Annotated in this window: 18 protein-coding genes and 1 tRNA gene; 4 read left to right on the plus strand and 15 right to left on the minus strand. The window is 53.7% G+C overall.

The window, feature by feature from the left end:
• Positions 1-8 precede the first annotated feature (8 nt).
• Entirely contained in the window at positions 9-1019 is a 1011-nt protein-coding gene (dusB, locus tag CU041_RS07020) for a tRNA dihydrouridine synthase DusB (RefSeq protein WP_101246267.1), read from the minus strand.
• A gap of 215 nt (positions 1020-1234) precedes the next feature.
• The gene (gene ccsA / locus CU041_RS07025; protein ID WP_068519035.1) at positions 1235-2041 is read right to left on the minus strand and encodes a cytochrome c biogenesis protein CcsA; all 807 of its coding nucleotides are present in this window, start codon (positions 2039-2041) and stop codon (positions 1235-1237) included.
• Positions 2042-2162: 121 nt separating this feature from the next.
• Here ccsA and CU041_RS07030 point away from each other — a divergent pair, with 121 nt between their 5' ends.
• Positions 2163-3365: a bifunctional 2-C-methyl-D-erythritol 4-phosphate cytidylyltransferase/2-C-methyl-D-erythritol 2,4-cyclodiphosphate synthase gene (locus CU041_RS07030; protein WP_101246268.1), complete on the plus strand. Its 1203-nt coding sequence runs from the start codon at positions 2163-2165 to the stop codon at positions 3363-3365.
• Positions 3366-3454: 89 nt separating this feature from the next.
• On the opposite strand, the gene CU041_RS07035 is transcribed toward CU041_RS07030, so the two are convergent.
• Complete coding sequence (locus CU041_RS07035) at positions 3455-4018, minus strand: septation protein A (protein ID WP_068519033.1); 564 nt, start codon at positions 4016-4018, stop codon at positions 3455-3457.
• Between the two features lie 64 nt (positions 4019-4082).
• Entirely contained in the window at positions 4083-4439 is a 357-nt protein-coding gene (gene cutA / locus CU041_RS07040; protein WP_101246269.1) for a divalent-cation tolerance protein CutA, read from the minus strand.
• Between the two features lie 12 nt (positions 4440-4451).
• Here cutA and CU041_RS07045 point away from each other — a divergent pair, with 12 nt between their 5' ends.
• Entirely contained in the window at positions 4452-4781 is a 330-nt protein-coding gene (locus CU041_RS07045; RefSeq protein ID WP_324788885.1) for a hypothetical protein, read from the plus strand.
• A gap of 101 nt (positions 4782-4882) precedes the next feature.
• Positions 4883-5464, plus strand: coding sequence for a histidine phosphatase family protein (locus CU041_RS07050; RefSeq protein WP_233433031.1), 582 nt, complete (start codon positions 4883-4885; stop codon positions 5462-5464).
• 46 nt (positions 5465-5510) lie between these two features.
• On the opposite strand, the gene CU041_RS07055 is transcribed toward CU041_RS07050, so the two are convergent.
• The 8 genes from CU041_RS07055 to CU041_RS07085 form a co-directional block, all read right to left on the minus strand.
• Positions 5511-5587: transfer RNA gene (locus tag CU041_RS07055), tRNA-Pro, on the minus strand.
• A 68-nt stretch (positions 5588-5655) separates the two neighbouring features.
• Positions 5656-6138: a MerR family transcriptional regulator gene (locus tag CU041_RS07060; RefSeq protein ID WP_101246271.1), complete on the minus strand. Its 483-nt coding sequence runs from the start codon at positions 6136-6138 to the stop codon at positions 5656-5658.
• Positions 6139-6150: 12 nt separating this feature from the next.
• Positions 6151-6441 carry an integration host factor subunit alpha gene (locus tag CU041_RS07065; RefSeq protein WP_033069712.1) on the minus strand — a complete coding sequence of 97 codons (291 nt, stop codon included), beginning with the start codon at positions 6439-6441 and terminating at the stop codon, positions 6151-6153.
• A gap of 160 nt (positions 6442-6601) precedes the next feature.
• Positions 6602-7573: a beta-ketoacyl-ACP synthase III gene (locus CU041_RS07070; protein ID WP_101246272.1), complete on the minus strand. Its 972-nt coding sequence runs from the start codon at positions 7571-7573 to the stop codon at positions 6602-6604.
• Positions 7574-7615: 42 nt separating this feature from the next.
• Positions 7616-8692: a phosphate acyltransferase PlsX gene (plsX, locus tag CU041_RS07075; RefSeq protein WP_212733775.1), complete on the minus strand. Its 1077-nt coding sequence runs from the start codon at positions 8690-8692 to the stop codon at positions 7616-7618.
• A complete protein-coding gene (locus tag CU041_RS20585; protein ID WP_147250622.1) occupies positions 8685-8915 on the minus strand; it encodes a hypothetical protein in 231 nt (76 codons plus the stop codon). The genes plsX and CU041_RS20585 overlap by 8 nt, the downstream gene beginning before the upstream one ends.
• Positions 8916-8948: 33 nt before the next feature.
• Positions 8949-9530 (minus strand): YceD family protein, encoded by a 582-nt coding sequence (locus tag CU041_RS07080; RefSeq protein WP_068519028.1) that lies wholly within the window; start codon positions 9528-9530, stop codon positions 8949-8951.
• Positions 9531-9546: 16 nt separating this feature from the next.
• Positions 9547-10095: a ubiquinol-cytochrome C chaperone family protein gene (locus tag CU041_RS07085; RefSeq protein ID WP_101246460.1), complete on the minus strand. Its 549-nt coding sequence runs from the start codon at positions 10093-10095 to the stop codon at positions 9547-9549.
• Positions 10096-10261: 166 nt separating this feature from the next.
• Here CU041_RS07085 and CU041_RS07090 point away from each other — a divergent pair, with 166 nt between their 5' ends.
• A complete protein-coding gene (locus CU041_RS07090) occupies positions 10262-10711 on the plus strand; it encodes an outer membrane protein assembly factor BamE (protein ID WP_068519026.1) in 450 nt (149 codons plus the stop codon).
• Positions 10712-10743: 32 nt separating this feature from the next.
• Here CU041_RS07090 and thiL read toward each other — a convergent pair whose 3' ends face one another.
• From thiL to ribH, 3 genes are read right to left on the minus strand one after another with little or no spacing between them, the layout of a single operon-like run.
• Positions 10744-11718, minus strand: a complete 975-nt coding sequence (gene thiL, locus CU041_RS07095; protein WP_101246274.1) for a thiamine-phosphate kinase — start codon at positions 11716-11718, stop codon at positions 10744-10746.
• Between the two features lies 1 nt (position 11719).
• Positions 11720-12217 (minus strand): transcription antitermination factor NusB, encoded by a 498-nt coding sequence (gene nusB, locus CU041_RS07100; RefSeq protein ID WP_068519024.1) that lies wholly within the window; start codon positions 12215-12217, stop codon positions 11720-11722.
• Positions 12217-12681, minus strand: a complete 465-nt coding sequence (gene ribH / locus CU041_RS07105; protein ID WP_068519023.1) for a 6,7-dimethyl-8-ribityllumazine synthase — start codon at positions 12679-12681, stop codon at positions 12217-12219. Before ribH ends, nusB begins: the two co-directional genes overlap by 1 nt.
• Between the last annotated feature and the right edge of the window lie 3 nt (positions 12682-12684).

A 12684-nucleotide genomic window follows, 5' to 3' on the forward strand; every position in this document is an offset into this window, starting at 1 on the left:
TCGAGCAGTCAGGCTGCTTCCTGACTGTATTTGACTTCGTTTTCGATCAGCGGTTCATAAAACGCGCGAATTTCACCTTTTACCTGATCAGGATTATCCAACACGTTGACAACACGCCGAAATTCCGTGGCATTGCGCAAACTGTTGCAGTACCAGGCCAGATGTTTGCGTGCGATGCGCACACCCTGACGGCCATGATGGTCAATCATTGCATCGTAATGGCGCAAGATCGTTTGCAATTGCACCTCAAGGCTCGGTGCTGCCAGCTTTTCCCCGGTTTTAAGATAGTGCGATACTTGCGCCAAAAACCACGGTCGGCCCTGTGCCCCGCGCCCGACCATGACACCATCTGCACCGGATCGACGCAGTAATTCTTCGGCGTCTTCTTCGCTGGTAACGTCACCATTGCCGATCACCGGTATGGAAACAGCATCCTTGACCAGTGCAATGGCATCCCAGTCCGCGTCCCCCTTATAGAACTGGCAGCGGGTTCGACCATGGATGGTCAGCATCTTGATGCCAAGATCCTCGGCAATTTTCGCAAGGGACGGCGCATTGCGGTTGTCGTCATCCCAGCCCAGCCGCATTTTCAGCGTTACCGGCACAGAAACAGCATCAACCGTTGCCTTGATGATATCCGCAGCAAGTTTTTCGTCGCGCATCAGTGCTGATCCGGCATAGCCCTTTGTAACTTTTTTGGCCGGGCAGCCCATATTGATGTCAATGATCATTGCCCCGCGCGCTTCGTTCATGCGGGCGGCCTCGGCCATTTCTTCGGGCTCGGTTCCGGCAAGCTGAACAGAAAGCGGGCTTTCGGCTGCGCAATCACCGTGCATCTTGCGCACTTCTTTTTCATGTCGCTGGATGCGGGTCATGGCATCTGACGCAATCATTTCAGACACAACAAGATGTCCGCCAAACTGGCGGACCTGCTGACGAAATGGAAGGTCAGTCACACCTGACATTGGTGCCAGAATAACATTCTCTGGCACATGCACAGAACCGATCTGCAATGACATGAAGGTAATCCGATTGCCTAAAACTTGGGCAGATTAATAAAACTGGCTACGAGTTGCAACAACTCTAAGCGTCTTGCGGAAATTATCGTTGCCTGACGCGGGTCCATCACATGCAAAGACCACAGTTCAGACGATAACAGACACCCCATCGACCCTGATGCCGACAGTGCCTCAATCCATTATCGGTCATGATATTGGCTTTATGGTTTCGGGGTCTAGCCGACAATATATCCGGTAACAAGCCGCACACCCGGAAAGGCCAGCGTCAAAAGCAGCCATGCACCAAGGACAAACCGAACAGCCATGCGCCCGCGCAGCGTTGATTTTTCATGGATGAAGATCAAAACGCAGATCGTGGCAAATCCAAGCAAGGTCAAAAGCATCTTGTGATCAATTGCCCAAAGGCTGCTGCCTTCGACATAACGCAGCGCAAAGCCTGATACGATCCCGATAATCAGAACCCAGGCGGACCATTTCAAAAACCCCACCAGCATATATTCGCTGTCGCGAAGTGGCGGCAACCGGCGGCTCCAGCGTGTTGGTTTACGGTGCTTAAGGGCATGTTCCTGCACGATATAGGCCATCGCGGCAATCGCCGCCAATGTTACCAGCGCATAGGTCACAAGCGAACTTCCGATATGCGCCCAAAGCCAGCCGGAATAAAGCGCAGGCCCGGTTACAGTCGGCGGCACATGTTTGCCAAACAGATTGAAGATCGCAGCAAGCAACGCAAACAGAAGCAGGTAACCGCCAATATATCCGGCAAGCCGCCAGACCTGATGGGGGCCTTTGCAAATGACAAGCCCGCCAAAAATCATGATGACAGACAGTTCGGACCAATGCAGGGCCGCTGCGAACCCGCGCGACTGGACTTCCTCACCGCTCAGACCAAGTACGACCATCGTTCCGATCGCCGCCAGGCAAATCGATCCATACAGCCATATATCACGCTTGGGTTCGGCCCGCATGATCTGGGCTGTCAGCGGCAGCAAGGCCAGAATATGAATATAGGCAGCAAGCATGTGTTGGTCCGTTTCTGTCACAAGACTTCGATAAGACTTGAAAAACCAAATGGCGACTTGGCAAAGGCTTCGCAGAAAGATAGCCTGCGGCGCAATTCAGACAAGCCATGGCATCACGTTTATGACCAAAAAAATCGGGGTTGTCATCGTTGCAGCTGGCAGCGGTAACAGATTTGGCGACCCAATACCAAAACAATATCACACGCTTGGCGGCAAAACACTGCTTGGCCATTGTATCGAATGTTTTGCCCGCCATACATCCCCTGAACTTGTGCAAGTGGTGTATAACCCCGCACATCAGAACTGGTATGATGGCGCGATTGCAGCACTCGGGGCTGATATCACCACCCTGCCCGCACCGATTGGCGGCGGCGTGACGCGCCAGCAATCGGTCCTGAATGGCCTGCGCGCGCTGTCAGCACGAAAGCCCGATATTGTTCTGATCCATGATGCGGCACGACCGGGTATTTCCGATGACGTGATTACCCGCGTGATCAAGGCGCTGGAAACCCATGCCGGCGCCATTCCCACTTTGCCGGTCGCCGATACCATCAAACAGACATCCCGCGATGGCGTGATCACGAAAACCATCCCGCGCGACACATTGCAACGTGCACAAACGCCACAAGGCTTTGTCTTTGAAACCATTCTGGCCGCGCATGAACAATTCGAAGGCCAGGAATTCACAGATGATGCAGCACTGCTTGAGGAACTTGGACTTGACGTGATGTGCGTCGAAGGCACATCGGCAAATGACAAGATCACAAAACGCGATGATTTTGACCGCGCCCACGACTGGATCGACAGCACCAACAAGGATAATGCATCTATGCAGCAGGAAGAATACCGTGCCGGTACCGGCTTTGACGTTCACCGTTTTGCCCCCGGTGACCATTGCATCCTGTGCGGTGTCAAAGTGCCGCATACCGCACGTCTTGACGGCCATTCCGACGCGGATGTTGGCTTGCACACCCTGACCGATGCCATTCTCGGGGCCATAGGGGCCGGTGATATCGGCCAGCACTTTCCGCCCAGCGACATGCAATGGAAAGGTGCCGCATCTGATATTTTCCTCAAACATGCAGCCGATCTTGTCCGCAAGCGCGGTGGCCGCATCGTGAATGTCGATCTTACGCTGATTTGTGAACGTCCCAAGATCGGCCCCCACACCAAAGCCATGCGCGAAAAGGTGGCCGAAATTCTCGAAATCGATGTCAATCGCGTCAATGTCAAAGCCACCACGACCGAACGCCTTGGCTTTCCCGGACGCGAAGAAGGCATTGCCGCCCAGGCCGCGGCAAGCATTGCCCTGCCGATCGGCTGATCATTCACCTGAGATAAATCTGATAGATACAGCAAAGGGCAGGATTATGATCCTGCCCTTTGTATTTGAACATCAGTTGGCCGACGTTTTTACGAGGCCGCGGAACCGCCTTCTTCTTCCGGCAATTGATGTTTCATCAGAACCGGTACCTGCGCCATGCCAAAGACCATGGTGATCGGCATAATTCCCCAGACCTTGAAGGCCACCCAGGTATCGGTCGAAAAATTGCGCCAGACGAATTCATTCACCACGGCAAGAAACACAAAAAAGAACGCCCAGCGCCAGGTAAGAATGCGCCACCCTTCGTCGGTTGCCTTGAACGCACTTTCAAGAACCAGTTTCAAAAACAGCTTCCGCGCCATCAAACCACCAAACAGGATGGCCGCGAACAACAGGTTCACAATTGTCGGCTTGATCTTGATGAACAGATCGTCATCGAGATACAGCGTCAATCCGCCAAAGACGATCACAAAAACCCCGCCGATCAACGGCATAACCGGAATGGTTCGGGCAATCACATAGGACGTAATCAGCGCAACAACCGTTGCTGCCACAAATACGGCCGTTGCCGTCATCAGATTGGTCGTCGCATTGACCCCGAAGAAAAGGATCAACGGCCCCATTTCCAGGGCCATTTTGGTAAGCTGGTTCATTAAAAGCACTTCACTTCATGAATTGAATTTGTGCCATCCTAGGGGGCCAAGACAATCGATGCAATCACATCAACCGTGATCCGGCTCCCAATTGTCCCTGTAGCCATGAAACGTAGTCGTGATTGCCACGCCCCAATGGAATTTCAAGAATGCAGGGCACCTCATAGGGATGATGTTCTTCAACCCATTTGGCCAGAAACTGGGCCTTGTTTCGTGATGTTTTCAGAAGCACGACCAGTTCGCTTTCTTCTTCAACATCGCCATTCCATTCATAAATCGCCGTCATCTGGGGCAAAACATTCGCACAAGCAGCAAGCTTTTCACGGATCGCACCCCCGGCGATGACGCGTGCGATTTCCATGTCCGGTACAGTGACATAAAGAAACGACATTTCACTGTCCTGAAATCCGGCTTCTGTCATTGCGATTGCTCCATGGTTGATAATCCGTCACACTGGATAACAGACGATGTTTATGACACCAATCATATCATAACGGTGCGGGGAGTACCGATGACGGGGAAAAAACATTCGAAACCCACCGACTTACAACTTGAATGGCTTCGCCGTGGCTTAAGCCAACCTGGTGGTAAATTGCCGCTATTTGATGGCAACGGCAAACAAATCAGCGAAAAAACTGTCCGCAGCTGCATTGAACATGGCTGGGCGGCCCCATGGTTTGACAACCCTGTCAAACCCGATTGGCTGATTTGCAAACTGACCGATGAAGGACGCCGGGTCGCAAGCGCCATCAGCGACAATTAAACCGACCACGGTCATTTGCATCCCATCACCAAAGCATACTGATCCGATCATCCTGGCACGGGGTATCAATATATACCCCGTTCACAACATGCATGTTCGTCATGACCTTGCTCAGAACTCTGCCGGTTTTCCTGACCATCCTGATATGTTGCGCCCTGCCCAGCCCGTTACAGGCAAATGAGGCTGATGACGCCGACCCGTGGCAAATCTGGAAGCGGGATGGTGTGCACGCCCTGATGCGCCATGCGGTCGCCCCGGGAACCGGTGATCCGGTCGATTTCCACATTGGCGATTGCAGCACACAACGAAACCTTGATCAAACCGGTCGCGATCAGGCCCGCGAAACCGGCCGTAAAATCAGGGAAATGGGGATCAGGATTGATTTGGTGCTAAGCAGTGAATGGTGCCGATGTGTCGATACGGCGACATTGCTGGACCTGGGCCCGGTCAGCAAGAAGCCATCACTGAATTCATTCTTCCGCGATCGCAGCACAGAAAGCGTGCAAACCCGCCAAATAACCGATTTGTTGTCGGAACTGCCGCCGGGCACCAAAACACTGTTGGTAACACATCAGGTCAACATCACGGCCCTGACCGGAATATATCCCCGATCAGGTGAAATCATTCTGATCAGGCCGACGGAAAACGGCAAAATAGAAACACTTGCCCGTCTGATGCCATAACCGGATCAAGCGACCATTTGTGATCAAATTTCTGTTGGGAAGATATTGGTCGGAGCGAGAGGATTCGAACCTCCGACCCCCTGCACCCCATGCAGGTGCGCTACCAGGCTGCGCCACGCTCCGACCGTATAGATGCGCTCTGTGGCGCGGCTCGATAAATAGCGGCGCCACGCCAAAGACGCAAATGATTTTTACGGATTTTTTTTGACTTCCTGCAGGCTCGCCCGAAGGATGCCTTGCAGCTCTTGCAATTCACCCAGAACGCTTTGCAGTGCCGATTTATCAATCGATGCGTCAGCAGTACCAGACGCCACACCGCGAGCAACATGGGCGGATGTGCTTTGCTGTTCGGCTTCGGAAGCACTGACCGTAATTTCAGACGGCAACTTACCTTTGTTCTGATCAAGAAGCTTCTGGACACCTTTGATGGTGAAACCCTGATCATGAAGCAGCGAGCGGATATTTGCCAGAAAGTCGATATCTTCCGGACGGTAATAACGACGCCCACCAGCACGTTTCATCGGCTGGATCTGTGGAAACTTGGATTCCCAGAATCTCAGCACGTGCTGTTGAAGACCAAGCTCCTTCGCGGCCTCGCTAATTGTGCGAAAAGCAGAGTCAGACTTTGCTGAACGGCGGGTTGATCCCGCCGCAGCCCCCAAGTTCGTTTTCATGAGTTCTTTTTCTTAAGCGTTAATTCTGGCTTTCAGAACCTGTGACGGCCGGAAAACAAGCACCTTCCGCGGAAGGATCGGTACTTCTTCGCCCGTTTTCGGGTTCCGACCGATACGCTGTCCTTTCTGACGAACAGAGAAGCTCCCGAACGAGGAAATCTTCACTACTTCGTCTTTGATCAGCGCCGTCGAAATTTCATCAAGAACGGTTTCGAGTAGCTGGGCGGACTCGTTCCGCGACAGACCTACTTCTTGGTAAACGGCTTCTGCGAGATCCGCACGGGTAATCGTTGTTTCCGACATATCAGGCCGCCTCCTTATTACGGGACTTTATACACAAGGCTATATCTGGTGGCGAAATCAGTCAATATCAACAGGATACACTGCTTTGCGGCGGAATGTTGTGATTTTTGCGGAAATGCCGTGTTTTTCCGCCCCAAAGCTGCAATCCGATCGCGGGGTTTTACCAGCGGACCAGCGAAGCACCCCAGGTAAATCCGCCGCCCATTGCTTCAAGGATCACGATGTCGCCGCGTTGGATGCGACCGTCATGGACAGCCTCGGACAGCGCTAGCGGGATCGATGCCGCCGATGTATTGGCATGCCGGTCAACGGTGACAACAACCTTGTCAGGCGAAATACCGAATTTTTTGGCCGTACTGTCAAGAATACGACGGTTGGCCTGATGGGGAACCAGCCAGTCAATTTCAGATGCATCAATTCCGGTATCAGCAAGAACTTCGCGAATAACACCGGCAAGATTGGTCACCGCATGACGGAAGACTTCCTTGCCTTCCATGCGCAGATGCCCGACGGTCTGCGTCGCAGACGGACCGCCATCGACATACAGCAATTCGTATTTGCTGCCATCGGAATGCAGACGGCTGGCAAGGATCCCCTGGTCATTGATGGTCCCCGCCCCTTCGACAGCCTGGACAACGACAGCACCGGCACCATCACCGAACAACACACAGGTCCGGCGGTCTTCCCAGTCAAGGATGCGCGAAAAGGTTTCTGCACCGATGACAAGCGCGGTTTTGGCCTGTCCGTTGCGGATATACATATCCGCCGTCGTCAAACCATAGACAAAGCCCGAACATACTGCCTGCACGTCAAAGGCAAAGCCCGTAACGCCAAGACGGTTCTGAACCTTGGTCGCGGTTGCCGGAAATGTGTTGTCCGGGGTCGCCGTCGCGACAATGATCAGGTCGATGTCTTCGGCGGTTACACCGGCATGATCCATCGCCTTGACGGCAGCTTCATAGGCAAGATCGCTGGTGGTTTCGCCGTCGGCTGCAATGTGGCGCTGACGAATGCCGGTACGCGCCACAATCCATTCATCAGACGTATCGACGCGCTTTGCCAGATCATCATTGGTTACAACATTTGCAGGAAGGTATGAGCCGCAACCAATAATGCGAGAACGAACTGTCATGATTTGGGGACCGCCAGTTATCTTGATGTGTTGGTGAGTTTATCAGTCGGCTTGACCAGCCGGAACTGCGACTTCCTGCTCGACGTTTTCCAGTCCGGTCATCGCCTGTTCAAAAGCTGCAAGTTCATCTTTGATGCTGTCATTGAGTTTGTTGACGATAAGGTCATGACAAACGCCAATGGCATTGGAAAAGCCGAGTGCATCGGTGCCGCCATGACTTTTCACAGCAATACCGTTAAGCCCAAGCAGCATCGCGCCGTTATAACGTCGCGGATCCATACGGTCGCGGAAACGCTGCAATGAGCGGCGGGCCAACAAATAGCCGACCTTCGCAAAGAAGGAGCTTTTGAATGTTTCACGCAGGAAATGTACCAGAAGACGGGCGGTACCTTCGGCGGTTTTAAGCGCCACGTTACCGGTAAAGCCATCGGTGACAATCACATCAACCGTGCCCTTGGCAAGGTCATCGCCTTCGACAAAGCCTTCGAAACGGATTGGCAGATCGATATCGCGCAGGATCGCGGCAGCCTTTTTGACAGACTCGTTACCCTTAAGTTCTTCGATCCCGACATTGAGCAAACCGACCGACGGTTTTTCAAGGCCGAACAAAATGCGGGTAAACACTTCGCCCATCAGTGCAAATTGCACGAGGTTGTTTTCGTCGCATTCAATATTGGCACCCAGATCCAGCATGACGGTCTCGCCACGCTGGGTCGGCATGTATGTCGCGATTGCCGGGCGGTCGATGCCGCGGACGGTTTTCAGCACAAACTTGGCCATGGCCATCAGGGCACCGGTGTTTCCGGCAGACACGACACCTTGCGCGTCCCCTTCTTTCACGGCGTTGATGGCAAGACGCATACTGGAATCACGGCGCTGGCGCAGGGCGACAGAAGGCTTCTCTTCCATCGAGACTTCCTGCGATGCGTGGCGAACCTCGCTTACGGCTTCCAATGCAGGATATTTCGCAAGCATCGGCTTGAGCCGTGCTTCATCACCAAACATCAGAAACTTGAGATGGGGCAGCCGTTTAAGTGCGATTTCAGCACCTGCTATGACCATCTCTGGCGCGTGGTCTCCTCCCATCGCGTCAAGTGATATGCAAACCTGTTCAGGCAACGTATTCTCTTATGGTTGTTCTAAAATTTCTGAACCGGATATCCGGCAGGTCAGCCATATGGCTAAGCACGGTCAACTGGTGGCCGGAACGCCCGTAATTACCGGAATTCTCGACCAGATACAAGGTAAAGCCGAGCCAGTTATACAGACCATCCCCTCTTTGCGCACCGCCATAGTGCCGGCCAAAAGTGAAATGCCGGTAAATACCGGCATATTCAAGCACCCTAATTCTCAGGCTTTTGGCCGTTTGCAGCCGTCAATTTTTCTTTTCAAGCTTGTCTTTAAGACCGGCAAGCTGTGCAAACGGGTTCGGACGTTTTTCTTCGTCAGCTTCTTCTTCGGTTTTGACCGCTGCTGGCAGTTCCGCACCTTCCTTGCGCGGATACGGGTTCATGGCAACGGCCAGAAACTGTGCCACGACCTCGCCCAAATCGATTTTGCCATCGACCAACGGTTCCGGCTGATCAAGCAACGCCATTAGTTCTTCTTCTGACAGGTCTTCCAGATCATCCGGATCAGACGGCAAGTCGTCTTCGGATACATGCGGTGAAAACAGAACTTCAATGGTGTCTTCGACCAGTTCAGGAACCGGTTCGAGCGTCGCAACGCAATTCTGTACGATTTCGGCCGTCATCGGTCCGCGCACAGTGACTTCGCCATTCGACGCGGTACTGATCGTCAATTCCGCCTTCAGGCTGTCAATGGACACAAGCTCGAAACGCTTGGCCAGTGCGGCGCGTTCCTTTTCATTGGCTTCGATCGCCAGCTTTTCTTTCGCGCTTACCTGTTCGTCCGTTTTGACGATACGCGAAAATTCGGGTGCGAAGGTATCAGGCATCAGGTCTTTCTTTCTATTACGGGGCAGTCACGGCAAGTTTGGGCGCATCGGGAAAATGCACAACACCGCGCTGCAAATCTAAAATAGGCTGTTTGGCAAGGGACGCCAGTGCATCATGCACATAGCCGACCATCGCCATAAGCTGTTCATCGGACACCTCTGTGTCCGCATAAAGGTTGCGGTTCAATGCGGCGGCGAGTTCAGCCGCGCCGGATTGAACTCCTTCCTCATAGGCAACGATCCGACCATGATAGGATTCTGACATCTTGCGGATCCTTTTGAGGATTCCGACATCGCCAATGCCCATCTCGCGCATGTTCTGATCAAGATCGGCAAACATCACATCAAAGATGTTCTGTGCCAGATCCTTGTCCCCTTCGTCGGCTTTCAAACGACGAAACAGAACAAATGCATGGACCAGAATCAGGTCAAACCGTCCCTCCATCGTGTCGGGAACGCCCAGCTTTGCATAAAAGTCCGGCTGGCGTGCCTGGGTTACCATTGCGGTGTAAAGTTCAAAGGCAGCAGTTTGCTTGCGGTCTTTTTTCTTAAGCCATCCAAACAACAGTAACACTCCTTCGTTGACATTCCTGTCATGGCACGCAGAATGCCGTAAATCTTTTTCGGGTCATCTCTGCCCCGATCATTGCCCGGCAATATCATGCGCCTAGCGCAGAAACTCAAGGCAATTCCGGTTAGGTTTCAACAAGAGGGTCGCTCTGGTGAGCTTCATGCATAACAAAATTACCCGCTTTCCCCTGATCATGCTGGCAGGATTGGCTGTTGTCTATGTCTCGGCATGCAGCCCGCGGATCGCCACACGCGGCAACGCACCGGACCCAGAACTGCTTGAACAGATCTCGGTGGGAGAATCGACCAAGGGTGATGTCACCGATATTCTTGGCTCTCCGTCCACGATTGCCGCCTTTGACGAAAATGTCTGGCTTTATATTTCCAGAACCACCGAAACAGTTGCCTTTTTCGAGCCGGAAACCGTCGAACAGAAAGTGATCCTGATCAGCTTTGACGCCGCCAACCGTGTCGAAATCCTGAGCCAGTATGACCTTGAAGACGGCAAGCCTGTCATCCCGACCGATCGGGTAACACCAACTGCCGGTCGTGAAATAACGATCCTTCAGCAGCTGTTTGGCAACCTTGGCCGGTTCAGCGAAAACAAGTAAAAGCTGATCAGCAACGTTTCATCGTTGCCACCTTATTTGAAATGGTCGAACCCGCCCGGTGCGAGTTCGGCCATTTTGCCATCCAGCCCCCGCACAAGAACCTCGCCGACCTGATCGGTCACCGACCCGATCACCGTGACCTGATCCCCCAGGGCCGCGATGTCATTTGCCGCCCCGGTAATCAGCAATTCATAGTCGTCACCGCCCCCGAGAATTTGGTTCCAGCGTGACGGATCGGATGCCACAACAGCGCGTGCCGCATCCGAAAGCGGAATATCTTTCAGCTCAAAGACCATACCGACCTTTGACGGGCCGCAAATCTTGCGGCAATCACCGGCAAGCCCGTCAGACAGGTCCATGGCGGCAATACGGGTTTCAAGGCCCAGACAGGCCTTTGCCACATCCAGTCGCGGCCGAGGCACCCAGTAACGGTCCTTAAGGAAATCTTCCATAGCTAGGCCAACGCCCGTCAAATCACCGCTTAAGATCGACAATCCCAGTGCGGCATCGCCAAGTGTTCCGGACACGGCGATCACATCGCCCAGGCGCGCCTGATCGCGGCGAAGCGCCCGGCCCGTTGGAACATAGCCAAATGCGGTTAAACTGAAAAATGTCGGGCCGGGTGTGCCAACGGTATCACCGCCAAGCAACGACACGTCATAAGACGCGCAATCCTGGCCAAAACTTTTGGCAAACCGCGAAATCCAGTCTTCGGAAAGGTCGCGATTATATCCGGTGGTCAAAACAACCCCGCCGGGTCGCGCCCCCATCGCGGCAAGGTCAGACAGGTTCACACGCAATACCTTTTGCGCGATCGTTTCCGGGGTATCGATGGTTCGGAAATGGACATCGGCCACCAGTGCGTCAGTCGTCACAACGACTTCGTGCCCGGCTGGCGGCGAAAAAACGGCCGCATCGTCCAAAAGCGACAATGCGGCCGGGTCCCGTTGCGCAATAGGCGCAAAGTGCCGCGCGATCAGATCAAATTCGCCAGATCGCGCAGCCATATCAATTCTGCCCGGCTTCACCTGGGCGCAGGTTCTTGCCAATACGGTCAAGCACAGCATTCACGAGCTTGGGTTCGTTTTCGTCAAAGAACGAATGTGCCGCATCGACATATTCGGTGATCACCACCCGCATCGGAACGTCCTCACGCGCCATCAGCTCATAGGTGCCCGCACGCAGAATGCTGCGCAGGACGGTTTCAAGGCGCTTGGTGGTCCAGCCTTTTTCAAGCGCACCGTCAATCAGCGCGTCAATATCGATCATCCGCGCAGCCACACCCTGCACGAGATCGGCAAAGAAACCGCGATCCGGATCGATCAGGTCTTCATTGCTGACATCAAGGTCGCGTCCGCCGTCACCATCAAGGCGGAAGTCGGAATATTCGCGCACGATGTCGATGGCCGAAAGTTGGGACAATTCGGCCTGATAAAGCGCCTGAATTGCGGCGAAACGCGCTGCGCTGCGCCGCTGGGCGGCTGATGCCTTTGGTTTATCGGTCATTACTTGTGATGTATTCCAAAATGGTTTTGAACTTCGATCTGGCGCAGAACAGCATTGGCAGCTTCGCCGCCCTTGTTCTTTTCGTCCGCCTTGGCCCGTGCCAGCGCCTGTGCCTCATTTTCAACGGTCAGAATACCGTTGCCAATTGCAAGATTGTAATCAAGGCAAAGCTGCATCAGTGCACGGTTGGCTTCTTCGCAGATGTGATCATAGTGTGTCGTCTCGCCGCGGATAACGCAACCAAGAGCAAGATACCCGTCATAGCGCGGCCCGGTTGCCAATTCTTCCATCGACTGGACGGCATAGCGGATCGCAATCGGCACCTCGAACGCACCAGACACCGAAATACGGTCCCACGTAGCACCACCGGCTTCCAGAGTCGCAGCAGCCCCTTTGACAAGGTCTTCAACGATATGCGTGTAATATGGCGCATCCACAATCAGAATGTGGGGGGCATTGGTCATGGT

Source organism: Thalassospira povalilytica (assembly GCF_002844235.1).
GTDB lineage: Bacteria > Pseudomonadota > Alphaproteobacteria > Rhodospirillales > Thalassospiraceae > Thalassospira > Thalassospira povalilytica.

Coding starts and splice junctions, on each gene's coding strand:
- dusB (WP_101246267.1), bottom strand. CDS start 1,019: ATGTCATTGCAGATCGGTTCTGTGCATGTGCCAGAGAATGTTATTCTG.
- ccsA (WP_068519035.1), bottom strand. CDS start 2,041: ATGCTTGCTGCCTATATTCATATTCTGGCCTTGCTGCCGCTGACAGCC.
- CU041_RS07030 (WP_101246268.1), top strand. CDS start 2,163: ATGACCAAAAAAATCGGGGTTGTCATCGTTGCAGCTGGCAGCGGTAAC.
- CU041_RS07035 (WP_068519033.1), bottom strand. CDS start 4,018: ATGAACCAGCTTACCAAAATGGCCCTGGAAATGGGGCCGTTGATCCTT.
- cutA (WP_101246269.1), bottom strand. CDS start 4,439: ATGACAGAAGCCGGATTTCAGGACAGTGAAATGTCGTTTCTTTATGTC.
- CU041_RS07045 (WP_324788885.1), top strand. CDS start 4,452: ATGGTTGATAATCCGTCACACTGGATAACAGACGATGTTTATGACACC.
- CU041_RS07050 (WP_233433031.1), top strand. CDS start 4,883: ATGACCTTGCTCAGAACTCTGCCGGTTTTCCTGACCATCCTGATATGT.
- CU041_RS07060 (WP_101246271.1), bottom strand. CDS start 6,138: ATGAAAACGAACTTGGGGGCTGCGGCGGGATCAACCCGCCGTTCAGCA.
- CU041_RS07065 (WP_033069712.1), bottom strand. CDS start 6,441: ATGTCGGAAACAACGATTACCCGTGCGGATCTCGCAGAAGCCGTTTAC.
- CU041_RS07070 (WP_101246272.1), bottom strand. CDS start 7,573: ATGACAGTTCGTTCTCGCATTATTGGTTGCGGCTCATACCTTCCTGCA.
- CU041_RS07080 (WP_068519028.1), bottom strand. CDS start 9,530: ATGCCTGATACCTTCGCACCCGAATTTTCGCGTATCGTCAAAACGGAC.
- CU041_RS07090 (WP_068519026.1), top strand. CDS start 10,262: ATGCATAACAAAATTACCCGCTTTCCCCTGATCATGCTGGCAGGATTG.
- thiL (WP_101246274.1), bottom strand. CDS start 11,718: ATGGCTGCGCGATCTGGCGAATTTGATCTGATCGCGCGGCACTTTGCG.
- nusB (WP_068519024.1), bottom strand. CDS start 12,217: ATGACCGATAAACCAAAGGCATCAGCCGCCCAGCGGCGCAGCGCAGCG.
- ribH (WP_068519023.1), bottom strand. CDS start 12,681: ATGACCAATGCCCCCCACATTCTGATTGTGGATGCGCCATATTACACG.